A 22,174-nucleotide genomic window follows, 5' to 3' on the forward strand; every position below is an offset into this window, starting at 1 on the left:
CACCTCACGCGTTCGCCTGAAAGCCTTGTTCCCGTCATCGGCTTATGGTTAGGCATGGCACCATGACCTCATTCCCGCAACATCTGCTCGACGGCTACCGGGCCTTCACCTCGCAACGGCTGCCGACCGAACAGACGCGCTACCGGGAACTCTCCGAGCGCGGCCAGTCGCCCGCCGTGATGGTGATCGGCTGCTGCGATTCCCGAGTCTCGCCGGAAGTGATTTTCGACGCCGGCCCCGGCGAGCTGTTCGTGGTGCGCAACGTCGCCAATTTGGTGCCGGTCTATCAGCCCGACGGCGGCGCCCATGGCGTGTCCGCGGCGCTGGAATATGCGGTCAACGTGCTTCGCATCAAGCATATCGTCGTGCTCGGCCATGCCCAGTGCGGCGGCATTCGCGCCTTCATCGACAAGACCGACCCGCTGTCGCCCAGCGACTTCATCGGCCGCTGGATGGCGATGTTCATCAAGCCGGGCGAGGTCGTCGAGCAGCGCGAGCGCGAGACGATGCACGAGTTCACGATCAGGATCGAGAAAGCTGCGATCTTCCGCTCACTGGAAAATCTGATGACGTTCCCGTTCGTCCGCGCCCGCGTCGAGCGCGGCGAGATGGAATTGCACGGCGCCTATTTCGGCGTCGCCGAGGGTTCGCTGTTCGTGCTGGATCAGGTGGCGAAGGAGTTTCGCAGCGTAGTCGCGTAGGGTGGGCAAAGGCGTAACGCGCCGTGCCCACCATCCGTCCTCGATCGCGGCACTAAATGGTGGGCACGCTGCGCTTTGCCCACCCTACAAATCCTACGCCGCCTTCTTCTTCGCGGTGATCAGCTTGCGGTTGATCAGGCATTCGGCGATCTGCACCGCGTTCAGGGCTGCGCCCTTGCGCAGATTGTCGGAGACGCACCACAGCGCGAGGCCGTTCTCCACCGTCGCGTCCTCGCGGATGCGGCTGATATAGGTCGCGTCCTCGCCGGCCGACTCATAGGGCGTGACGTAACCGCCGGGCTCCTGCTTGTCGATGACGAGGCAGCCCGGCGCGTTGCGCAGGATGTTGCGCGCCTCATCGGCGGTGATCGGATTCTCGAACTCGATGTTGACGGCCTCCGAATGGCCGACGAACACCGGCACGCGGACGCAGGTGGCGGAGAGCTTGATCTTTGGATCAAGAATCTTCTTGGTCTCCGCCATCATCTTCCACTCTTCCTTGGTGTAGCCGTCCTCCATGAACACGTCGATATGGGGGATAACGTTGAAGGCGATGCGCTTGGGGAATTTTTTGTTGACCAGTTCGTCATTGGTGTAGACGGCCTTGGTCTGCGAGAACAGTTCGTCCATCGCATCCTTGCCGGCGCCCGAGACCGATTGATAAGTCGCGACCACGACGCGCTTGATGGTGGCCTTGTCGTGCAGCGGCTTCAGCGCCACCACGAGCTGCGCGGTCGAGCAGTTCGGATTGGCGATGATGTTCTTCTTGGCAAAGCCCGCGGCCGCGTCCGCGTTCACTTCCGGCACGATTAGCGGCACGTCCGGGTCCATCCGCCAAGCCGACGAATTGTCGATCACGACCGCACCGGCGGCGCCGATCTTCGGCGACCATTCCTTCGACACCGAGCCGCCCGCCGACATCAGGCAGATGTCGACGTCGGAAAAGTCGTAGTGCTCGAGCGCTTTGACCTTCAGGGTGCGGTCGCCATAGGACACTTCGACGCCGACGCTGCGGCGCGAGGCCAGCACCACGACCTCGTCGGCGGGGAATTTGCGCTCGTCGAGAATATTGAGCATTTCGCGCCCGACATTGCCGGTCGCACCGACGACAGCGACTTTGTAACCCATCGTTCACTCTCCGAGGAAAAATGCCGCCCCGCCGCCTCAAGCGGAAAGGGAGAAGGCAGCGCTTCTATGCGAGAAACGCCGATATGACAACGTTTGGCGGTTGCGTTTGGGCGTTTGATGCATTCGTTTCCGGCCGGTTCGGCCGATTCCCAATATAGGACGAGAATTCACCCGGCGCTGGCAAGCCTCATAGACGAGGTCTGCGGCACGCTGGCCCGGCTCTGCGCCTATCTGATGACGCTGGCGCTGATGACCATCGGCGGTATCGCGCTATGGCAGCATTTGCCCGATATCACTGCGATGGAGACGGCGCCGAAGGCCTGGAGCCAAGCCGGGCGCATGGTACCGGCGTTCGCCGTAAGCCAGTTCATTTTCCCCGGCAAGACAGAGACTTACGAGATCTTCCGGCACCCAGAAGGCGGCCGCAAGGACGTGTTCCACTGGACCGGCACCGGAGGCGTGCCGGTTGCCGAGCTCGAAATCTATCGTCCGGGTGAAGAAATCGACCAGGTCGGCTCGGCGGCCGGCTATCTCGCTGCACGGATGGATCCCGCCGGCGCTCGCGAGTTGGAGGCGGCAGGAATCATCGACAGTAAGTTCGGCGCCGTGACGCTGTTTCGCCGGGTCGGCGGCACTGAGGCAGCCCGCTCCTGCCTCCGATTTTTCAAACACATCGATGAGCCGAAATTCCGTCTATCGGGCTGGTCGTGCCTGGGCGAGGACCTGCCGGCCCGCCGCACCGCGATCGGCTGCCTGCTGAACCGGCTGATTCTGCTATCGGCCGGCAACGATACCAAACTGACGGAATTGTTCGCCCGCGCCGAAGTCAGGCGCAGCGATTGCGCGACATCGGGCGCCCCGGCCTTGTCAGCGGATTGGGTGACGGGCGCCGATAATCCGCGGCTGCGCGGCACACTTTAAGCCCGGCCGCGGCGCGGTTGTTTTCGCCGCCCCTCACAATTGTGGCAACAAGCAGCCAAGACACTGGTTTTCATGAAACTTTTTCGCTTCGCACCGCATTATTCCGGCGCGGTGTGGCTCAATTGACCTAGCGACGACGATCCCACCCTGGCTACAATGCACGTAACCAGATTTGGCGATCAGCCGGCCCGTCGCGGGCGGACAATGACGAGGATGCAATGACCCGAAAATTCCCTGCTGCGAGCAAGCTCGCGATGTTGCTTGCCGCGGCCGCCCTCGTCGCCATCGGCACGACCTCCGCCAGCGCGCAGTCCCGGCAGCAATATGACCGCGACGGCCGGCCCTATTACGGCCCGAACGGTCCCAACCGGTCGTACCAACAGGGCCCGCGCACCCGCGTCTACGTCACCACGCGCTCCTGGCTCGATGCAGGCACGGAAGTGCTGCCGGGCGACCGCAAGTTCCAAGACTACGCCTTCCCGCCGGATCTGGGATATCCGTCATTCGCGCGCGAAAACCTCAACCGGCCGATCGACCGCCAGCCGCTCAACCCGCCGTCGGACATGGGCGGTTATCCGCAGCGCTTCCCGCTGTATTGATTTAGATCGAATAATCACGCCGTCGCCCCTGCAAAACGCAGGGGCCCTTACGCTGCGGCTTCTCGATTCAGGGACGCTGGTCGACGGCTTTCGCTTCACGACCAACGGCTGTGATTATGGGTCCCTGCGTTCCGCAGGGACGACACCGAATTTGTTGCCCGCTCACGCGTGCAACTTCTGCAATTCCTTCAAAATCGCTTCGCCCATCTGCGTGGTTGAAGCTGCCGTCGTGCCCTCGGACTTGATGTCCGCAGTCCGCAGACCGCTGGCGAGCACCGCCGCGATCGCCGCGTCGACCTTGTCGGCCAGCGTGCCCATGTCGAAGGAATAGCGCAGCGCCATCCCGAACGACGAGATCATCGCGATTGGATTCGCGAGGCCCTTTCCGGCGATATCGGGCGCCGAGCCGTGCACCGGCTCGAATAGCGAGCGGCGCTTCCTGGTCTTGGCGTCGATCTCGCCGAGCGACGCCGAGGGGAGCATGCCGAGCGATCCCGTGAGCATCGCCGCGATATCGGACAGCATGTCGCCGAACAGATTGTCGGTGACGATGACGTCGAACTGCTTCGGCGCCTTCACCAACATCATGCCGCCGGAATCGGCGAGCTGATGCTCCAGCGTCACGTCCTTGTATTCGCGCGCATGCACTTGAGTCATGACCTCATTCCAAAGCACGCCCGATTTCATGACGTTGCGCTTTTCCATCGACGTCACCTTGTTGCGGCGCTTGCGCGCCAGGTCGAAGGCGACGCGGCCGATGCGCTCGATCTCATAGGTGTCGTATACCTGGGTATCGATGGCGCGCTTCTGGCCATTGCCGAGATCGGTGATGGTTTTCGGCTCGCCGAAATAGACGCCGCCGGTGAGTTCGCGCACGATCATGATGTCGAGGCCTTCGACCGCCTCGCGCTTCAGGCTGGAGGCATCGGCGAGCGCCGGGTAGCACACTGCGGGGCGCAGATTGGCGAACAGACCGAGATCCTTGCGCAGCCGCAACAGGCCAGCCTCGGGCCGCACCTCGTAGGGGACGCTGTCCCACTTCGGGCCGCCGACTGCGCCGAAGATAATGGCATCGGCCGCCTTGGCCTTGTCCATGTCGCCTTCCGAGATCGACACCTTGTGCGCGTCATAGGCGGAGCCGCCGACCAGCCCCTGCTCGGTCTCGAATTTCGCGATGCCCTGCGCATTGATCCAGTCGATCAGGCGCTGCACCTCCCCCATCACTTCGGGGCCGATACCGTCGCCGGGGAGAAGCAGCAGTTTATGGGTCGCCATGGTCAGGTCCTTCTAGGGTCTCTCGTCGTCATTCCGGACGCCGAGCGCGAGCCGAGGCGATCCGGAATCCATGCCGGCCACGAGCCCACGCGGACGAATGGATTCCGGGCTCGCGGCTTCGCCGCGCCCCGGAATGACCGGTCGGGCGGAGTGCTAGAGCGGCATTGCGCGATTGGCAAGACACCATTGCGGCCGCAGAGCCTGTGCATCCCCCTGCCGGCCTGCCACAATGCCGTTCCGCCGGAGCAAATTCCTTGCACGCCCCCGACCGTCCCGCGAGTTACGCGCATCCCGCACGGCTGATCCTCATTCTGTCGCTGGCGCCGACCGTCGGTCTCGGCATCGGCCGCTTCGCCTATGCGCTGGTGCTGCCTGACATGCGCGACACGCTGGCCTGGAGCTATTCCGCGGCCGGTTTCATGAACACCATCAATGCCGCCGGCTATCTCGCGGGCGCTCTGTTCGCCTCGCGGATGATCCGGCGTTTTGGGCTGGCGGCTTCGGTTCGGTGGGGAACGCTGGCCTGCGTGCTATCGCTGGCGCTCTGCGCCATCACCGGCAACTTCTACGTTCTGAGTTTTGCCCGCCTTCTGGCGGGCGTCGGCGCCGCGGCCGGATTCGTCGGCGGCGGCGCGCTGGCGGCGACGATTGCGCAGTCGCGCCCTGAGCGGGCGAATTTTCTGCTCAGCCTGTTCTATGCCGGCCCCGGGATCGGCATCCTGGCATCGGGACTGGCGGCGCCGTTCGTGCTGCAGGGCTTCGGGCCGGGCTCGTGGTGGATCGTCTGGTGGGCGATGACCGCGCTGGCGGTCGTCATGACGATCCCGGTCCTGCTCGCACCGTTTCACGCCCGTGCAGCCCTGACCGAAACGACGGCAGTCAAATTCGCCGTCGCGCCGGTCGTGATCTATCTCACCGGCTACTTTCTGTTCGGTGCCGGCTACATCGCCTACATGACCTTCATGATCGCCTATATCCGCGACGCCGGTGGCGGCGCCGCGGCGCAGAGCGCGTTCTGGAGCCTGATCGGTGTCAGCGCTTTCGCCACGCCCTGGGTATGGCGTCGCGTACTGGCGCTCGACCGCGGCGGCCTCGCCACCACTATCATTCTCGGCGTCAACGCCATCGGCGCGGCGATGCCGATCTTCGGGCACTCGGTGTGGCTGCTCGCCACATCGGCGCTGGTATTCGGCGTGGCGTTCTTTGCGGTGGTCGGCTCCACCACTGCCTTCGTCCGCTTCAACTACCCGCCGCAGGCCTGGCCCACCGCGATCGCGGCGATGACGATTTCATTCGGCATCGGCCAGACGCTGGGCCCGATCGTGGTCGGCGCGATCACGGATGCGCTGGGCAGCCTGTCGTTTGCGCTGAATGTTTCCGCGGCGATGCTGGCGCTGGGTGCGGTGTTGTCGGCATTTCAGAGGAAGGTGCGAAGTTTTTGAGTGGACGCCTGATGGTAAGGTGTCTGCTCGGCAGCGGGAACTGTGGTATGCTCCATCAAACGCGATGGGGCGATAGCTCTCCCGGGTCTCGAGGAGGACCAACGTCGTGAAGCGGGACTTCGACCTCATCATCTATGGAGCGACGGGTTACACCGGCCGTCTCATCGCCGAATATCTGGCGACGTCCTATCGCGGCGACAATGCCCCGTCCTGGGCGATCGCGGGGCGCTCGACCGACAAGCTCCAGAAGGTTCGTGCTGACATCGGCGCACCGGACGATTTGCCGTTGGTCAAGGCGGATGCCGACGAGCCGGCCAGCCTGCGTTCGATGTGCGAGCGCGCGGCCGTGATCATCTCGACTGTCGGGCCCTATCAGCTCCACGGTCCCGGGCTGGTGGCGGCCTGCGCGGCCACGGGGACGGCCTATGTTGATCTCTGCGGCGAACCGGTTTGGATGCGGCGCATGATCGACGCCCATCACGAAGAGGCGAAACGGACCGGCGCGCGCATCGTCTTCTCCTGCGGCTTCGATTCCATCCCGTTCGACCTCGGCGTGCTCACGCTGCAGGAGAAGGCGCGCGAGAAATTCGGACGTCCGGCGCGGCGGGTCAAAGCCCGCCTGCGCAAGGTGAAAGGCGGCATGTCTGGCGGCACTGCGGCGAGCGCCCAGGCGACGTTGGCCGCCGCCGCGCGCGATCCGGCCCTGATCGGGCTGCTGACCGACCCCTTCGCGTTGACGCCGGGGTTCACCGGGCCGTCTCAGCCGTCGGGCCTCATCCCCGAATACGACCCGCACATGAACGCGTGGCTCGTGCCGTTCCCGATGGCGCCGGTCAACACCAAGAACGTGCACCGCACGAATTTCCTGTTGGGTCATCTCTATGGCAGGGATTTCGTCTACGACGAGATGATGGTCGCGCCGGGATTGGGGGAGATCGCCGGCGTGACGACGGAGACGTTCGCCACGGTGTTTTCGTTGTTCAGGACCGGCGGTCTCAAACCCGGCGCAGGCCCGACCCGGGAAGAGCGCGAGAAGGGCTTCTACGACATTCTCTTCCTGGGCGAGCAGCCGGATGGCGGACGGGTCGAGACGGTCGTCAGGGGCGACCGCGATCCGGGCTACGGCTCCACCAGCAAGATGATCGCCGAGAGCGCTCTCTGCCTCGTGCGCGACGTGCAGGGCGAGGGCGGCATCTGGACGCCGGGCGCGCTGATGGGTCCGGCGTTGCGCAAGCGTCTGACGGGGCACGCCGGTCTCACCTTCAGTGCGCGTTGAGATAACGCTCAGAACTGCAGCGGCGTGATCCAGTGCAGTTCCTTCCGCGCAGCCCCAAACCCGCCGTATGCTCTCGCCTTTGCGCGAGAGGATACCTATGTTGCGGAGTACCTGCAGCGCCCCCAAAGCGACAATGGGAGGTATGCTCATGGACGCGCCGAGCAAGGAATTTGCGCTGGCGGGCCGCCTTGAGGAGCTGAAGCTCAAGGGGCGGCTCGTTGTGCGCGGTGACCATCGTCCGATCCTTGTCATCTACGACCGCGGACGTGCCTTCGCCCTCGACAATCGGTGCCCGCATATGGGCTTCCCGCTCGAGCGCGGCAGCGTCGAGGACGGCATCCTGACCTGTCACTGGCATCACGCGCGCTTCGATCTCGAAAGCGGCTGCACCTTCGACCTGTGGGCGGACGACGTGCCGATCTGCCCGGTCGAGGTGCGCAATGGTGACGTCTGGGTGAAGACCACGTTCACGCATGCCGATCTCGCCGCGCACTGGCATCAGCGGCTTGCGAACGGCCTTGCCCACAATCTTGGCCTCGTCATTGCCAAGGCCATACATGGTCAGCTCGCGGCCGGCGTACCGCAGACCGAAATCGTACGGGAGGTGGCGCTGTTCGGGGCGCAAAATCGCGACGGCTGGGGCGTCGGTCTTACGATCCTTACGGCACTCGCCAATATCCTGCCCTTGCTGCCGGAGAATGAAGCCTATCTCGCTCTATTCCACGGCGCACGCCGCGTGGCGGCGGACTGCGACGGCGAGGCGCCGCGGCGGGAACGCGCGCCGCTTGGAAGCCGGCCGGACCCGGCCACGCTCAAACGCTGGCTGCGGCGTTGGACAAACGTGCGCCATCGCGAGGCCGCGGAGCGCACCCTGCTCTCGGCGATTGCGGCCGGCTTCTCCCCGGCTGAACTCGCCGATGCGCTTTTCGCCGCCGAGACCGAGCGGGCGTTCGCCGACACCGGGCACTCGCTCGACTTCATCAACAAGGCATTCGAGTGCCTCGACCTGATCGGCTGGCAACACGCGGCGGCTCTGCTGCCGACTGTCGTCGGTCAGATGGTAGCGGCCCGTGGCGCCGAGGAATCGACTGCCTGGCGCCAGCCCGTTGACCTCGTTGCATTGTGTGAAGGATCAACCAGCGAACTCGCGGACCTGTTCGCTGCCGGACGCGGTTCGCGTGACTGGTCGAGCCACGCCGCACTTGCTCAAGAGCTGCTCGGTGACGATCCGGCCAGAATCGTTGACGCGCTCAAGGGGGCGATCCGCGCCGGTGCCGCTCCTGCCGACCTTGGCCAATCCCTCGCCTACGCGGCAGCGCTCAGGGTGGCGCGCTTCGGCAATGCCAACGAGCACGCCGATTGGGAGACGGCGCATCACGTCTTCACCTACGCCAACGCAGTCCACCAGATGCTGATGCGCATCGGGACTGCCAACATCGACACGCACGTCACGGCCGTGCGCGGCGTATTGCACGGAGCGATGGCGCTCTACCTTGCTCGCTATCTCAATGTGCCGCCGGCGCGCATCCCGGGCGACGGCGGCGAGCAGCTCGATGATCTGCCCGCGGATCCAGAGACGATCGGCGCCGCCTTGCTCGACGCCTTCGACCGGCAGAGGCAGGTCGATCTCGCCGCAAGCCTGGTGGCACGGCATCTCACGCTCGGCCATTCGCCGCAGGCGCTGATCGTCACGCTCGCGCATGCGGCGCTGCGCGAAGATGCAGGCTTCCATGCGTATCAGATGCTGGAGGCGGGAGTCCGGCAGTTCGGCGCGTGGGGCGACACGGACGAGGGCCGGCACATCCTGATCGCAGTAGCCCGCTATCTGGCGGCCCATTCACCGACAGAACGCGCGTCGCTGCAGACGGCCGACATCGCCCGCCGCTTGATGCGGGGTGGCGAGCTGCATCAAGAGGCTGGATCGTCCTGACGTCACGCGCTGACGGCGAAACGACGAAGCGCGACTAACTCCCGCTAAACGAATTATACCCCTGGTCTTCCCAGAAGCCGCCTTTGTAGTCGTTGGTGACTTCCATCGAGATCACGTATTTCGGGTTCTTGAAGCCGAGCTTGGTCGGCACCCTGATCTTCATCGGGAAACCATAGGCGCGCGGCAGTATCTCGTCGCCGAATTTGAACGTCATCTGGGTCTGCGCATGCATCGCGCTCGGCATGTCGAGCGGCGAATTGTAGCCGTCCTTGTCGGCGCACTGGAACCAGACATATTTCGCGCGCGTATCGGCGCCGATCAGTTTGAGGAAATCGCGCAACGGCGTGCCGGTCCAGCTTCCGATCGCGCTCCAGCCTTCGACGCAGATATGGCGCGTGACCTGCTTGACCTGCGGCAGTTGATAGAGCTCGTCCAGCGTCCAGGACTTCTTGTTCTCGACGAGACCACGCACCTCGAGCTTCCAGGTCTTGCCGTCGACTTCAGGTGCCTCGTCGAGATTATAATAGGCGTTGAACGGGAACGGCTTGGTAATCGCGCTTTCCGGGAAGGTCGGCGCCATCGCATTGGGATTGAACATCAATGCCTGTACGCCGTCATTGAATTTCGAGACCTGCTTGAGCATTTCCTCGGCCGAGAAACTGTCCGTCACATCGCAACCGGTCAGAAGTGTCAGCGCGCCAAGGCTCGCGCCGCCCGAGATGAAGCGCCGGCGCGTGAGATCCGGCATGGACTTGACGGCGTCTCTGACGAGAAGCGCCTTGTCGACACCGGGGATCAGAAGCTTGCGCATGCGGCCCATGGTCGTACTCCGTGTCTATATCTTGCGCATGATCTTAGCGGAAAACCGGTACCCACTTTTCCGGATCATGCTCTAGCGGCCGATGATCATGGCGCGCAGGCTCTTCGGCACCAGGAGGGCGAGCGCGACATGCACCACCATGAAGGCGACAATCGCCGCCATGCAGAAGAAATGGACGTAACGGGCGCCCTCGTAGCCGCCGAACAACGCCGCCAGGTATTGCAGTTGCACCGGCTTCCAGAGCGCCAGACCTGACAGCACGATGAGGATGCCGACGACGATGATGCCGGCGTAGAGCAGCTTCTGCACATAATTGTATTTGCTGAGGTCGTCGTGCGACAGCTTGCCGGTCAGCGCAGCTTTCGTATCTGAAATCACGCCCTCCGGCGTGATTGGCAGCAGCTTCTTGCGGAAGCGGCCGGTAACAAAGCCCATCACCAGGTAGATCAGCCCGTTGACCATCAACAGCCACATCGCGGCGAAATGCCAGAGCAGCCCTCCGGCGAGCCAGCCGCCCAGCGTGATCGAACGGGGGAACGTAAAGCCGAATAGCGGCGAGGCGTTATAGATCTGCCATCCCGACATGATCATCAGGACCATCGCAAACGCGTTGGTCCAGTGCAGCGCCCGCACCCAGGCCGGCTGAATGGTTTTTGCCTTGGTTGACGCGGCGTGTTGGTCGCTGACTGTTACAGCCGACATGGCTCATCCCCGCTTGCAATTCGTTATCGAATATACGCCCGGAACCGGGTTTCGTTACTGCCATGATTCTATCAGAACGATGCATGGCGCGTATCGACTTTCACGAAAAAGCGAGCCGGGTTGCCCCGGCCCGCCAATCCACACGCCCCTGTTTGGGACCCGTCAGGGGCGCGCGGGGAGTTCAGGACGCCGGCATCAGCACGGTGTCGACCACATGGATCACGCCGTTCGACTGATTGACGTTCGAGATCGTGACCATGGAGGTTCCACCCTTCGCGTCGACGATCCAGACCTTGCCCTCCTGAAGCTTGACCGAGAGCTGTTCGCCTTCGGCGGTCTTGAGCTTCATGCCATCCTTCAGGTCGGACGCGGCGAGCTTGCCCGGCACGACGTGGTAGGTAAGGATCTTGGTCAGCGTCCCCTTGTTCTCCGGCTTCACCAGCGTCTCGACCGTGCCGGCCGGCAGCTTGCCGAAGGCGGTGTTGGTCGGCGCGAACACCGTGAACGGGCCCTTGCCTTCGAGGGTCGCGACCAAGCCGGCGGCCTTCACCGCGGCAACCAGCGTGGTGTGGTCCTTCGAATTGACGGCGTTCTGGATGATGTTCTTGGACGGGAACATCGCCGCACCGCCGACCATCACGGTCTTTTCTTCCGCGCTGGCGGGCGCGGTGATGGTGGCGGTGAAAGCCAGCGCGCTGAACACGGCGGCGGACAGAAGTGCAATACGTTTCGACATGAATCTTCTCCCGAGATTGCGATAGCCGGCGGATGCCGGTGCTGAAAACAACGACGCTGGTCGATGGACCGGTTGATTTCGTCGTCGTTGGCCCGAGCTACGGGAGGTTTTTCGGCTGGTTTCGGCGAATAATTTATCGTGATGTTTGAAACTTTTGAGGGCGCAGTCCGTGCGGCAACGGCGCGCGCTCCCGTCGCCCCTGCGAACGCAGGGGCCCATAACCACAGGCGTGAGTTGTTTGGAACGCTGGGGCCGCCGCTGGTGCGCAATACAAACATCAGTGGATATGGGTCCCTGCGTTCGCAGGGACGACAGTTGGAGAGAGCTCGCTTTAATCCCTATTCGCCGGCGTCTGGATAAATCCGCGATTATGCGTCGGGCTGATCAGGATTTCGTTGACGCAGACCCGCGGCGGCAGGCTGGCGACGAAGGCGATGGTGCGGCCGCAATCTTCCGGCTGCAACATTTTCGCCTGCTCTTCCTCCGAAGGCACCACCGGGCGCGATTTCAGGATCGGGGTCGCGACCTCGCCGGGTGAGAGACAGCAGGCGCGCAGCCCGTTGACGCATTCGTCCATGTTGAAGGAATGGGTCAGCGCCAGCACCGCATGTTTTGTGGTAGTGTAGGCCGGTCCCGGCATCTTTGACACGTGACGGCCGGCCCAGGACGCGACGTTGATGATGCAGCCGTCCTTCTGCTTGCGCATCGCCGGCAGCACCGCGCGCATGCAATAGAGCACGCCGTTGAGGTTGATATCGACGACCTTGTCCCAGCCCTCCAGTTCCATGTCGGCCCAGCTTCGCTTCGGCACATTGATGCCGGCGCTGTTGACCAAAAGGTCGATCCGGCCGTGTTTTGCGAGAATCTGATCGGCGGCTTTGTCGACGTCTTCCTTGTTGCTGACGTCGAGCGCGATCGCCTCAGCCTTGCCGCCGTTTTTGGCGATATTGGCCACGACCTCGTCGAGGGCGTCTTTGCGGCGTCCCGAAACCACTACGATCCAGCCATCCGCCGCCAGGAATTCCGCCCCTGACGCGCCAATTCCGCTGCCCCCGCCCGTTACCCAGGCCACGCGTTTCCCGCTATTTGTCATGCAAACTGTCTCCGTTGCTTTTTGAAGGGCGTTCTTGCTATTCCAGCCGACGAAATTCCCGGCCAGCGCCCTTCAGGGAAGTTTGCATGAACACGACTGCCAACGCCAACCTGTTTTCCCGCCTGTTCGACACGCTCGACGATCCGAACCGGCTCGCGATCGAAATGCTCGATGGCACGCGCATCAGCTATGGGGAGCTGATCGCCCGCGCCGGCCAGATGGCGAACGTGCTGGTTGCGCGCGGCGTCAAGCCCGGCGACCGCGTCGCAGCCCAGACCGAAAAATCCGTGCCGGCGCTGGTGCTGTATCTTGCGACCGTGCGCGCGGGCGGCGTCTACCTGCCGCTCAATACCGCCTATACGCTTAACGAACTCGACTACTTCATCTCCGACGCCGAGCCCGCGCTTGTGGTTTGCGACCCGTCGAAGGCCGAAGGCATCGGCGCGATCGCGGCGAAAGTGAAGGCCAAGGTCGAAACGCTCGGGCCCGACGGCAAGGGATCGCTGACGGATGCCGCCGCCAAGGCGGCGGCGGCCTTCGCAACGGTCGCGCGCGTCAATGACGACCTCGCCGCCATCCTCTACACCTCGGGCACCACCGGCCGCTCCAAGGGCGCGATGCTGACGCATGACAATCTCGCGTCAAACTCCTACAGCCTGGTCGACTACTGGCGGTTCACGGACAAGGACGTGCTGATCCACGCGCTGCCGATCTATCACACCCACGGCCTGTTCGTGGCCAGCAACGTCACGCTGTTTGCCCGCGCCTCGATGATCTTCCTGCCGAAGTTCGACCCTGAAACGATCATCAAGCTGATGGGGCGCGCCACCGTACTGATGGGCGTGCCGACCTTCTACACGCGGCTCTTGCAGAGCCCGGCGCTGTCGAAGGAATCGACCAAGCACATGCGGCTGTTCATTTCGGGCTCCGCGCCGTTGCTCGCCGACACCCATCGCGAATGGGCCGCGCGCACCGGCCACGCCGTGCTGGAACGCTACGGCATGACCGAAACCAACATGAACACGTCAAACCCCTATGATGGCGAGCGCGTGCCCGGCGCGGTCGGCCATCCCCTGCCCGGCGTTTCCGTGCGCGTCACCGATCCCGAGACCGGCAAGGAGCTCGCGCGCGAGGAAATCGGCATGATCGAGGTGAAAGGGCCCAACGTGTTCAAGGGCTATTGGCGGATGCCGGAGAAGACCAAAGCCGAATTCCGCGACGACGGCTTCTTCATCACCGGCGATCTCGGCAAGATCGACGACAAGGGCTATGTGCACATCCTCGGCCGCGGCAAGGATCTGGTGATATCAGGCGGCTTCAACGTCTATCCGAAGGAAATCGAGAGCGAGATCGACGCCATGCCCGGCGTGATCGAATCCGCCGTGATCGGCGTGCCGCACGCCGATTTCGGCGAAGGCGTCACCGCGGTGCTGGTCTGCAACAAGGGCGCAGACGTCACCGAGGCGGGCGTGCTGAAAGCGCTCGACGGACGACTTGCCAAATTCAAGATGCCGAAGCGCGTGTTCGTCGTCGACGAACTGCCGCGCAATGCCATGGGCAAGGTGCAGAAAAACATTTTGCGGGATATGTACAAGGATATCTATTCGAAGCATTAGGAGCGCGAGCAGTCGCGACTTGAAATAATGAACCGCGAGCAAGCTGTCCGAATTCAAAAGTACTTCCTCGACGCCGACGTCGCTTTGGATCATGCGAGAATGGCTATCGCGGGCCTCGGAAAAGAGGAGCGGCTGGCCCTCGACGGATTGCTTCGAGAAGTTGTCGACGCTTTGCACTTGGATCTGCTCGCGCAAATCTACGACCAGCATCCAGACTTGGAACCACCTCCTCGCGATGAGGAAATCCCGACCATCAGCAGCAGTCTCACGTGGGATCAAGTTCGCTTGCCGCCATCTGTGACCGAAGCGGACCTCGATGGCATCCTTTTCTCATTGTTGAAGCCGCGATGGCAAAAGACCGCGATGGTGGTCATTCTGGCCGCGAAGCGCTGTGAGGAGCTTGCCCTGCCGATCGGCGGTGAAGAGATCGCCGCACGGCTGCAAGTCCTCAGCGATTCCGATCGCATCGAAGGCATCGGCGATCTCCGCAAATGGCGGCACAGTGAAGTGCGTGTGAAAGACTAGGGGCCGGCGGTCTCTGCTGCGCGCCGCGACGGCTATTGCCCGCTTACCAAACTGACCACGAACCTCCCGCCGACGATGAACAGGTACGTGCCGAACGCCATTTCAAGGGCGCGTTTCGACAGGGCATGCGCCACCTTCACACCGAGCGGCGCAGCAACCAGCGTGGTCGGCATCACCAGCAGCGCTCCGATCAACGACACATAACCGATCGAGAACGGCACCTGCAGCGCGGCGACATCGGGAAAGCGCGCGGCGGCAGGCCAGCCGGCACAGATATAGCCGAGCGCCCCGGGGATCGAGATCAACACCGCCAGCGCCGACGAGGTCGCGACCGCCTGGTGGATCGGCCGGCCATAGAACGTCATCAGCAAATTCGCGAACAGGCCGCCGCCGATCCCCATCAGGGTCGACAGCAGCCCGACAAAGAAGCCGTAGGCGCGCATCAGAAAACCCTTCGGAACGTCATCGCCGAATTTCCAGGTTTCCCGCGCCAGCAACAGCCGCGCTGCCGCCGACCACGCCACCATCACGAACACGATCTTGAACAGCCGCTCCGGCGCGAAGCGCGCGGTGACGCTGCCGGCGATCACGCCGATCACGATCGGCAGCCACCAGCGCTTGAGGATTTCCATGTCGACCGCGCCCCTGTTGTAATGGGCGCGGAACGAGGAGAGCGAGGTCGGGATGATGATCGCAAGCGAGGTGCCGATGCAGAGCGGCATCCGCACCTCGAGCGGCACGCCCGCCAGCCGGAAGCATTCGTAGAACACCGGCACCAGGATGGCGCCGCCGCCGATGCCGAACAATCCGGCCAGAAATCCCGACAGCGCGCCAACCGCGATCAGCAGCAGGGCGAGTTCGATAAGCTCTTTCGGATCGAGGCCGGCGACCATGTCCCAAGCATCCCGTGTTCACCACCTGCGACGCGCGCATCTGCAGGCGGCCGGAGAGACTTAGCTGCTTCCGAAATGCGGGAATATCCATTATCTCCGGCAGCGTCGGATGGCGCTTTGCCGACGGCAGAAAACGGGCCGCAAAATCCGCATATCCGGTCGGCTCTGGATGAATAGCCTCGATGCGCTCGCCGCCACCGCAAGGGAAGGCGCCAACATCGTGCGGTTGCCGTCGTGGCAGGCCGGAGCCGATCTCGCTGCCGGCCCCTGGTTCGCCTGCTCGTCGACTACGAGCCGCAACCCGCCCCGCTGCATCTGGTGCTTCAGCCGTCACGGCTGGCTTCTCTGGAGATCGGAGCCTTCGTCGACTGTCTCGTAGAGCCGTGGCGCGGAACCGACCCTTTGGCGCGCAGCCTCGCTTGCCCTCAATGAATAGAATATATATTCAATTCTTCAACCTTGCCAAATGCCCGTGGTATACCAAGCCGCTGAACAATCGCGCTTCATCGCCACACTAGCAATGAACGGTGGTTCGATTCCAAGCCATTTGGCCGTTGCGCGGACTGTTTCGACTCCGTAAATAGAATTCATCTACCGCGTTCCCCGATGGGCCGGGCCGCGGTCCCACAGCAACGTAAAGCCGCCGCATGACCGCCAGGATCGAACGACCGCTATCGCCCCATTTGCAGACCTATCGCATGACCCTGACGATGGCGCTTTCCGTCATCCACCGTGCGACTGGTATTGCGCTCTATTTCGGCACGCTACTGCTCGCCTGGTGGCTGATTGCGGCGGCATCCGGCCCCGGGGCTTACGCCAATGTCCAGGCCTTTACTGGCAGCATCATCGGCAAGCTGATCGTGTTCGGCTATACTTGGGCGCTGCTGCACCATCTGGTCAGCGGTATCCGCTACTTCTTCTGGGATCTCGGCTACGGCTTCAAGGCCAACGAGCGTGAGGCGCTCACCTGGGGCGCGCTGATCGCGGGCATTTCGCTGACCGTCCTGGTCTGGATCATCGCCTACACAGTCGGAGGCGGGCGATGAGCGGCCGCTCCTCGATGCGCACGCCGCTCGGCCGCGTCCGCAATCTCGGTTCCTCGCATTCCGGCACCACCGATTTCTGGCGCCAGCGCCTCACGGCGGTGGCGATGACGCTCTTGATCGTGCCCGTCATCGTGATCGTACTGATGCTGATCGGCCGCAACCAGGCCGGCGCGGCACAGATCCTCGGCTCGCTTCCGATCGCGATCATCCTGGTGCTCTTCATCATCGCCAGCGTCTGGCACATGAAGATCGGCATGCAGATCATCATCGAGGATTATGTGCACAACGAGATGCTGAAGCTCGCGAGCGTGATGGCCAACAATTTCTTCTGTATCGCAGTGGCACTGGCCTCGATTTACGCGATCGTAAAACTGTCATCGGGAGTGTAGCCCATGGCTGCTGAAGGTAACGGCAAGGCCACGAGCCGCAGTGGCCCGGCCACCAACGGAAAAGCCTATCCGATCGAGGACCACACCTACGATGTCGTGGTGGTGGGCGCCGGCGGCGCGGGTCTGCGCGCGGTGGTCGGCTGCAGCGAGGCCGGCCTGCGCACCGCCTGCATTACAAAGGTATTCCCGACCCGCTCGCACACGGTCGCAGCCCAAGGCGGCATTTCGGCTTCGCTCGGCAACATGCATCCGGACGACTGGCGCTGGCACATGTACGACACCGTCAAGGGGTCGGACTGGCTCGGCGACCAGGACGCGATCGAATACATGGTGCGCAACGCGCCGGAGGCCGTCTACGAGCTCGAACATTGGGGCGTTCCGTTCTCGCGCACCGAGGACGGCAAGATCTACCAGCGTCCGTTCGGCGGCATGACCATGGACTACGGCAAGGGCCAGGCGCAGCGCACCTGCGCCGCCGCCGACCGCACCGGTCACGCCATGCTGCACACGATGTACGGCCAGGCGCTGCGCCATTCGGCCGAGTTCTACATCGAGTTCTTCGCCATCGATTTGATCATGGACGACCAGGGCGCCTGCCGCGGCGTCATCGCGCTCAAGCTCGACGACGGCACGCTGCACCGCTTTCGTGCCCAGACCACGATTCTGGCCACCGGCGGCTACGGCCGCGCCTACGCCTCCTGCACCTCGGCGCATACCTGCACCGGCGACGGCGGCGGCATGGTGTTGCGCGCCGGCCTGCCGCTGCAGGACATGGAGTTCGTCCAGTTCCACCCGACCGGGATTTACGGCGCCGGCTGCCTCGTCACCGAGGGCGCCCGCGGCGAAGGCGGCTACCTCGTCAATTCCGAGGGTGAGCGCTTCATGGAACGCTATGCGCCGTCCGCCAAGGACCTCGCCTCGCGCGACGTGGTTTCCCGCTCGATGACCATCGAGATCCGCGAGGGCCGCGGCGTCGGCAAGAAGAAGGACCACATCTACCTGCACCTCGATCATCTCGATCCGAAGGTGCTGCAGGAACGGCTGCCCGGTATTTCCGAATCGGCGAAGATCTTCGCCAATGTCGACGTCACCCGTGAGCCGATTCCGATCGTGCCGACCGTGCACTATAACATGGGCGGCATTCCCACCAATTATCACGCCGAAGTCCTGACCAAGAAGGACGGCGACGACAATGCTGTGGTGCCGGGCCTGATGGCGATCGGCGAAGCGGCTTGCGTGTCCGTGCATGGCGCCAACCGGCTCGGCTCCAACTCGCTGATCGACCTCGTCGTATTCGGCCGCGCCGCCGCGCTGCGGCTCGCAGAAAAGCTGACGCCGAACGGCAAGCAGCCGGAGTTACCGAAGGATTCCGCCGACATGGCGCTCGGACGGCTCGATCATTACCGCCACGCTTCCGGCGGCACGCCGACCGCGAAGCTGCGGGACAGCATGCAGCACGTGATGCAGAACAATTGCGCGGTGTTCCGCACCGGCGAAATCCTTCACGAAGGCCAGAACCTGATCCACAAGGTGCATGGCGGCATCGGCGACATCGCAACCACCGACCGCTCGCTGGTCTGGAATTCGGATCTGGTCGAGACGCTGGAATTCGACAATCTGATCGTGCAAGCGGTGGTCACCATGGATTCGGCGGCGAACCGCACCGAAAGCCGCGGCGCCCACGCGCGCGAGGATTTTGCCGAGCGCGACGACAAGAACTGGATGAAGCATACGCTGGCGTGGATCGACCCGAACGGCAAGACCACGATCGATTACCGCCCGGTGCACGACTACACGATGACGAACGACGTTCAGTACATCCCGCCGAAGGCGCGGGTGTATTGATGACGACAGCGAAGGCTTGCAGGTATGGCTGAATTCACGCTTCCGAAAAATTCGAAGATCACCGGCGGCAAGACCTGGCCGAAGCCGGCCGGCGCGACCGAGACGCGCGAGTTCCGGGTCTATCGCTGGAATCCGGACGACGCCAAGAATCCGAGCGTCGACACCTATCATGTCGACATCAACGATTGCGGCCCGATGGTGCTGGATGGCCTGATCTGGATCAAGAACAACATCGACCCGACGCTGACCTTCCGCCGCTCCTGCCGCGAAGGCGTCTGCGGCTCCTGCGCCATGAACATCGACGGCCAGAACACGCTGGCCTGCACCAAGTCGATGCACGATGTCGCTGCAGGCGGCGCGGTGAAGGTCAATCCGCTGCCGCACCAGCCTGTCGTGAAGGACCTGGTGCCCGATCTGACCAACTTCTACGCGCAATATGCCTCGATCGAGCCCTGGCTGAAGACCACGACGCCGACGCCGCAGAAGGAATGGAAGCAAAGCCACGAGGACCGCGAAAAACTCGACGGCCTTTACGAGTGCATCCTGTGCGCCTGCTGCTCGACTTCCTGCCCGAGCTACTGGTGGAACAGCGAACGCTTTCTCGGGCCCGCTGCTCTGCTGCAGGCGACGCGCTGGGTGAAGGATTCCCGCGATGAAGCCACCGGCGAGCGGCTCGACAATCTCGAGGACCCGTTCCGGCTCTACCGCTGCCACACCATCATGAACTGCGCCAAGGCATGCCCGAAGGGCCTGAACCCATCGGAAGCCATCGCCGAACTCAAGCTGAAGATGGTCGAACGGCAGATCTAGGCACTGTTCTGTAGCCCGGATGGAGCCAACTGCTGGATTTGAATCAACTACCATCAATCCGGCTCAACGCTCTCCGAGAAAAGTTCCCTTCCCCGCTGCGCTTTATTCTCCGCACTACTTTGCGTTATGCTCGGCGCGGAGCCGGAGCGAGCGTGCAGACCGCGCAACCTAATTCGCTGAGACTGCTGCAATGGATGATGGTCGCCTCGTTGGCGCTTCCGTTGGCGCTCTTTGTATTTGCATCCGCGGTTTCCTGGGTCTCGATCCGCGAAACCGCCGACCGTGAAATCGAGCGTACGCTGGATGTCGCGCATGAGCATGCGCTGAAAGTATTCGAGACCATCGACCGCAGCCTGTCGGAGATCGCCGAGATCATCCGCGATCTTCCGGATGCCGACATCGTTGCCCGCGAGCAAGCGGTGCATTTGCGGCTGAAGCAACTGGTCGCTTCCCTGCCGCACGTGAAGTCGGTCTGGATCTTCGACGCCAAGGGCCACGCGCTCGTCAACAGCCTCGTCGTCCCGGCGCCCGAGATCGATTTTTCCGACCGGGACTATTTCAAGGCCCACGTCGCCGGCGATATCGGAACCTATATTGGCGAGGCGCTCACGCCGCGGCCGCCCTATCAGGGCGCCGCGTTCTTCGGCGTCAGCAGACGGCGCCCGAGCGAGAACGGCAGCTTCGCAGGTGTGATCCACACCTCCGTGCTGCCGGAATATTTCGAAAATTACTACGCCCGGATCGGCCGCGAGCCGGGCAGCTTCTTCGCGGTCGGTCGCACGGACGGCACCGTGCTCGCTCGTTTTCCCGCCGCAAGCCGAGACATCCTCGACCGCAACGGCGCGCTCGGAAAACTGATCGGGGCCGATCCCAAGTCCGAGACCAAGTCCGAGACCAAGGCCGGGCTCATCACCCTGACCTCGCCGACTGACGGCATCGAACGGCGGCTCGGATACCAGCGGCTCGCCAAATACCCGATCTATGTCAGTGCGGGCCTCGAGACATCGGCGATCCGGGCACGCTGGCTGTCCACCATGAGCCAGCACCTGATTTTCGGCGCACCGGCCACCGCGCTGCTGTTTGCCCTGCTGGGGCTGGCCTTGCGCCGGACGCGTCACCTTCATTTCGAGGCCGAGAAGCGCCGGTTGGCCGAGGAAGCGCTGAAGCACGGCCAACGGCTGGAGGCGCTGGGCCAGTTGACCGGCGGCGTTGCGCACGACTTCAATAATCTGCTGACGGTGATCCGCGCTTCCGTGGACCTGTTGCGGCGGCCCGACCTGCCGGAGGCGCGGCGGCTGCGCTATATCGATGCGATCTCGGACACGGTGACCCGCGCCGCCAAGCTGACCGGACAATTGCTGGCCTTCGCGCGGCGGCAGACGTTGAAGCCGGAGGTGTTCGACGTCGGACGGACCGTGCAGATGCTGAGCGAAATGATCGGCACTCTGATCGGTTCGCGCATCGAAATTGTCATCCTTGGGCCGGAGGAGCCGTGCTTCGTCAACGCCGACGCCGGCCAGTTCGAAACCGCCATCATCAACATGGCCGTCAACGCGCGGGACGCCATGGCAGGCCGCGGACGGCTGACGATTGCGGTCGGAATGGCGGCCAGCCTGCCCAACGCCGCCCCGCTGCCGCTACATCCATATGGCTATGTGGCCGTATCGGTCGCCGATACCGGCAGCGGCATTCCGCCGGATCAGTTCGAACGCATTTTCGAACCCTTCTTTACGACCAAGCAGGCCGGCCATGGCACCGGGCTCGGCCTGTCGCAGGTATTCGGTTTCGCCAGGCAATCCGGCGGCGAGGTGGCCGTGGCCAGCGAAATGGGCAAGGGCAGCATTTTCACGCTGTATCTGCCACGCACCGCCGGCAGCGGGAAATCGCGACAGATGCCGACAGCAGATGCCGCGGCGATCGACGGCAGCGGGATGTCGGTGCTCGTGGTCGAGGACAATGCCGAGGTCGGACGCTTCGCCACCGACGCGCTGACCGAACTCGGCTACACCACCAGACTCGTCGGCAACGCCGTGCATGCGCTCGAAGAGCTTGCCAGCAGCGCGGAGCATTTCGATGCCGTGTTCACCGACGTCGTGATGCCCGGCATGACCGGCCTTGAACTCGCCCAGGAAATCCGCCGTCGCCATCCCGACCTGCCGGTCGTGCTGACCAGCGGTTACAGCCACGTGCTGTCGGAGCACGGCAGCTACGGTTTCGAGCTGCTGCAGAAGCCCTATTCGATCGAGCATCTTTCCCATGTGCTGCACCGGGTTGGTCGGCGGGAGGTGAAGCCCAGCGTGGAAACGCGGGCGTGACCTAGGCGCCGCAAGTGCCGATGATTGGCTTCGACATTTCCACGTCATTGCGAGCGAAGCGAGCCAATCCATCTCTCCGCGGAAAGCTGGATTGCTTCGTCGCGGAGCCTGT

At 63.4% G+C, this 22,174-nt stretch carries 20 protein-coding genes; 13 read left to right on the top strand and 7 right to left on the bottom strand.

Annotated features, from left to right (window positions below; all coding sequences use genetic code 11):
- Nucleotides 1-62: 62 nt before the first annotated feature.
- A complete protein-coding gene (locus LMTR13_RS37910) occupies nucleotides 63-701 on the top strand; it encodes a carbonic anhydrase (protein ID WP_065732190.1) in 639 nt (212 codons plus the stop codon).
- 93 nt (nucleotides 702-794) lie between these two features.
- On the opposite strand, the gene LMTR13_RS37915 is transcribed toward LMTR13_RS37910, so the two are convergent.
- A complete protein-coding gene (locus tag LMTR13_RS37915) occupies nucleotides 795-1,829 on the bottom strand; it encodes an aspartate-semialdehyde dehydrogenase (protein ID WP_065732191.1) in 1,035 nt (344 codons plus the stop codon).
- Nucleotides 1,830-1,946: 117 nt separating this feature from the next.
- Between LMTR13_RS37915 and LMTR13_RS37920 the strand changes: the two genes are divergently transcribed.
- Both LMTR13_RS37920 and LMTR13_RS37925 read left to right on the top strand, forming a co-directional pair.
- Nucleotides 1,947-2,750 carry a hypothetical protein gene (locus LMTR13_RS37920; protein ID WP_065732192.1) on the top strand — a complete coding sequence of 268 codons (804 nt, stop codon included), beginning with the start codon at nucleotides 1,947-1,949 and terminating at the stop codon, nucleotides 2,748-2,750.
- Between the two features lie 218 nt (nucleotides 2,751-2,968).
- Nucleotides 2,969-3,349: a hypothetical protein gene (locus tag LMTR13_RS37925; protein ID WP_065732193.1), complete on the top strand. Its 381-nt coding sequence runs from the start codon at nucleotides 2,969-2,971 to the stop codon at nucleotides 3,347-3,349.
- A 162-nt stretch (nucleotides 3,350-3,511) separates the two neighbouring features.
- Here LMTR13_RS37925 and leuB read toward each other — a convergent pair whose 3' ends face one another.
- Complete coding sequence (gene leuB, locus LMTR13_RS37930; protein WP_065732194.1) at nucleotides 3,512-4,624, bottom strand: 3-isopropylmalate dehydrogenase; 1,113 nt, start codon at nucleotides 4,622-4,624, stop codon at nucleotides 3,512-3,514.
- A 254-nt stretch (nucleotides 4,625-4,878) separates the two neighbouring features.
- Here leuB and LMTR13_RS37935 point away from each other — a divergent pair, with 254 nt between their 5' ends.
- From LMTR13_RS37935 to LMTR13_RS37945, 3 genes are all read left to right on the top strand, one after another.
- Nucleotides 4,879-6,066 (top strand): YbfB/YjiJ family MFS transporter, encoded by a 1,188-nt coding sequence (locus LMTR13_RS37935; protein WP_065732195.1) that lies wholly within the window; start codon nucleotides 4,879-4,881, stop codon nucleotides 6,064-6,066.
- 106 nt (nucleotides 6,067-6,172) lie between these two features.
- A complete protein-coding gene (locus tag LMTR13_RS37940) occupies nucleotides 6,173-7,342 on the top strand; it encodes a saccharopine dehydrogenase family protein (protein WP_065732196.1) in 1,170 nt (389 codons plus the stop codon).
- A 148-nt stretch (nucleotides 7,343-7,490) separates the two neighbouring features.
- Nucleotides 7,491-9,272, top strand: coding sequence for a Rieske (2Fe-2S) protein (locus LMTR13_RS37945; RefSeq protein ID WP_236843250.1), 1,782 nt, complete (start codon nucleotides 7,491-7,493; stop codon nucleotides 9,270-9,272).
- Nucleotides 9,273-9,306: 34 nt separating this feature from the next.
- Here the strand turns inward: LMTR13_RS37945 and LMTR13_RS37950 are convergent, their stop codons facing one another.
- The 4 genes from LMTR13_RS37950 to LMTR13_RS37965 form a co-directional block, all read right to left on the bottom strand.
- The gene (locus LMTR13_RS37950; protein WP_065732198.1) at nucleotides 9,307-10,092 is read right to left on the bottom strand and encodes a molybdopterin-dependent oxidoreductase; all 786 of its coding nucleotides are present in this window, start codon (nucleotides 10,090-10,092) and stop codon (nucleotides 9,307-9,309) included.
- A 72-nt stretch (nucleotides 10,093-10,164) separates the two neighbouring features.
- Nucleotides 10,165-10,794, bottom strand: a complete 630-nt coding sequence (locus LMTR13_RS37955) for a cytochrome b/b6 domain-containing protein (RefSeq protein ID WP_065732199.1) — start codon at nucleotides 10,792-10,794, stop codon at nucleotides 10,165-10,167.
- Nucleotides 10,795-10,975: 181 nt separating this feature from the next.
- A complete protein-coding gene (locus LMTR13_RS37960) occupies nucleotides 10,976-11,530 on the bottom strand; it encodes a fasciclin domain-containing protein (RefSeq protein WP_065732200.1) in 555 nt (184 codons plus the stop codon).
- A gap of 331 nt (nucleotides 11,531-11,861) precedes the next feature.
- A complete protein-coding gene (locus LMTR13_RS37965; RefSeq protein WP_065732201.1) occupies nucleotides 11,862-12,623 on the bottom strand; it encodes an SDR family oxidoreductase in 762 nt (253 codons plus the stop codon).
- Between the two features lie 86 nt (nucleotides 12,624-12,709).
- Here LMTR13_RS37965 and LMTR13_RS37970 point away from each other — a divergent pair, with 86 nt between their 5' ends.
- A complete protein-coding gene (locus LMTR13_RS37970; RefSeq protein WP_065732202.1) occupies nucleotides 12,710-14,239 on the top strand; it encodes a malonate--CoA ligase in 1,530 nt (509 codons plus the stop codon).
- A gap of 27 nt (nucleotides 14,240-14,266) precedes the next feature.
- Entirely contained in the window at nucleotides 14,267-14,764 is a 498-nt protein-coding gene (locus LMTR13_RS37975; protein ID WP_065732203.1) for a hypothetical protein, read from the top strand.
- 32 nt (nucleotides 14,765-14,796) lie between these two features.
- On the opposite strand, the gene LMTR13_RS37980 is transcribed toward LMTR13_RS37975, so the two are convergent.
- The gene (locus LMTR13_RS37980; protein ID WP_065732204.1) at nucleotides 14,797-15,657 is read right to left on the bottom strand and encodes a sulfite exporter TauE/SafE family protein; all 861 of its coding nucleotides are present in this window, start codon (nucleotides 15,655-15,657) and stop codon (nucleotides 14,797-14,799) included.
- A 647-nt stretch (nucleotides 15,658-16,304) separates the two neighbouring features.
- Here LMTR13_RS37980 and sdhC point away from each other — a divergent pair.
- The 5 genes from sdhC to LMTR13_RS38010 all read left to right on the top strand — a co-directional run bounded on the left by sdhC (nucleotide 16,305) and on the right by LMTR13_RS38010 (nucleotide 22,062).
- Complete coding sequence (gene sdhC / locus LMTR13_RS37990) at nucleotides 16,305-16,703, top strand: succinate dehydrogenase, cytochrome b556 subunit (RefSeq protein WP_065732206.1); 399 nt, start codon at nucleotides 16,305-16,307, stop codon at nucleotides 16,701-16,703.
- 14 nt (nucleotides 16,704-16,717) lie between these two features.
- A complete protein-coding gene (gene sdhD, locus LMTR13_RS37995) occupies nucleotides 16,718-17,092 on the top strand; it encodes a succinate dehydrogenase, hydrophobic membrane anchor protein (protein WP_083219542.1) in 375 nt (124 codons plus the stop codon).
- 3 nt (nucleotides 17,093-17,095) lie between these two features.
- On the top strand, nucleotides 17,096-18,937 hold the full coding sequence (gene sdhA / locus LMTR13_RS38000; protein ID WP_065732208.1) for a succinate dehydrogenase flavoprotein subunit: 1,842 nt from the start codon (nucleotides 17,096-17,098) through the stop codon (nucleotides 18,935-18,937).
- Between the two features lie 24 nt (nucleotides 18,938-18,961).
- On the top strand, nucleotides 18,962-19,747 hold the full coding sequence (locus tag LMTR13_RS38005) for a succinate dehydrogenase iron-sulfur subunit (RefSeq protein ID WP_065732209.1): 786 nt from the start codon (nucleotides 18,962-18,964) through the stop codon (nucleotides 19,745-19,747).
- A gap of 152 nt (nucleotides 19,748-19,899) precedes the next feature.
- Nucleotides 19,900-22,062, top strand: coding sequence for a hybrid sensor histidine kinase/response regulator (locus LMTR13_RS38010; RefSeq protein ID WP_065732210.1), 2,163 nt, complete (start codon nucleotides 19,900-19,902; stop codon nucleotides 22,060-22,062).
- The last annotated feature ends 112 nt before the right edge of the window (nucleotides 22,063-22,174 follow it).

Origin of the sequence: Bradyrhizobium icense (assembly GCF_001693385.1) — a bacterium.
In the GTDB taxonomy this organism is placed as follows: Bacteria; Pseudomonadota; Alphaproteobacteria; order Rhizobiales; family Xanthobacteraceae; genus Bradyrhizobium; species Bradyrhizobium icense.

Excerpts from the sequence above, each read along its gene's own strand:
- sdhA (WP_065732208.1), top strand. The coding sequence starts at position 17,096 with ATGGCTGCTGAAGGTAACGGCAAGGCCACGAGCCGCAGTGGCCCGGCC.
- LMTR13_RS37925 (WP_065732193.1), top strand. The coding sequence starts at position 2,969 with ATGACCCGAAAATTCCCTGCTGCGAGCAAGCTCGCGATGTTGCTTGCC.
- LMTR13_RS37960 (WP_065732200.1), bottom strand. The coding sequence starts at position 11,530 with ATGTCGAAACGTATTGCACTTCTGTCCGCCGCCGTGTTCAGCGCGCTG.
- LMTR13_RS37980 (WP_065732204.1), bottom strand. The coding sequence starts at position 15,657 with ATGGTCGCCGGCCTCGATCCGAAAGAGCTTATCGAACTCGCCCTGCTG.
- LMTR13_RS37945 (WP_236843250.1), top strand. The coding sequence starts at position 7,491 with ATGGACGCGCCGAGCAAGGAATTTGCGCTGGCGGGCCGCCTTGAGGAG.
- sdhD (WP_083219542.1), top strand. The coding sequence starts at position 16,718 with ATGCGCACGCCGCTCGGCCGCGTCCGCAATCTCGGTTCCTCGCATTCC.
- leuB (WP_065732194.1), bottom strand. The coding sequence starts at position 4,624 with ATGGCGACCCATAAACTGCTGCTTCTCCCCGGCGACGGTATCGGCCCC.
- LMTR13_RS37915 (WP_065732191.1), bottom strand. The coding sequence starts at position 1,829 with ATGGGTTACAAAGTCGCTGTCGTCGGTGCGACCGGCAATGTCGGGCGC.
- LMTR13_RS37970 (WP_065732202.1), top strand. The coding sequence starts at position 12,710 with ATGAACACGACTGCCAACGCCAACCTGTTTTCCCGCCTGTTCGACACG.
- LMTR13_RS37950 (WP_065732198.1), bottom strand. The coding sequence starts at position 10,092 with ATGGGCCGCATGCGCAAGCTTCTGATCCCCGGTGTCGACAAGGCGCTT.
- LMTR13_RS38005 (WP_065732209.1), top strand. The coding sequence starts at position 18,962 with ATGGCTGAATTCACGCTTCCGAAAAATTCGAAGATCACCGGCGGCAAG.
- LMTR13_RS37910 (WP_065732190.1), top strand. The coding sequence starts at position 63 with ATGACCTCATTCCCGCAACATCTGCTCGACGGCTACCGGGCCTTCACC.
- LMTR13_RS37965 (WP_065732201.1), bottom strand. The coding sequence starts at position 12,623 with ATGACAAATAGCGGGAAACGCGTGGCCTGGGTAACGGGCGGGGGCAGC.
- LMTR13_RS37975 (WP_065732203.1), top strand. The coding sequence starts at position 14,267 with ATGAACCGCGAGCAAGCTGTCCGAATTCAAAAGTACTTCCTCGACGCC.
- LMTR13_RS37920 (WP_065732192.1), top strand. The coding sequence starts at position 1,947 with ATGCATTCGTTTCCGGCCGGTTCGGCCGATTCCCAATATAGGACGAGA.
- LMTR13_RS37955 (WP_065732199.1), bottom strand. The coding sequence starts at position 10,794 with ATGTCGGCTGTAACAGTCAGCGACCAACACGCCGCGTCAACCAAGGCA.
- sdhC (WP_065732206.1), top strand. The coding sequence starts at position 16,305 with ATGACCGCCAGGATCGAACGACCGCTATCGCCCCATTTGCAGACCTAT.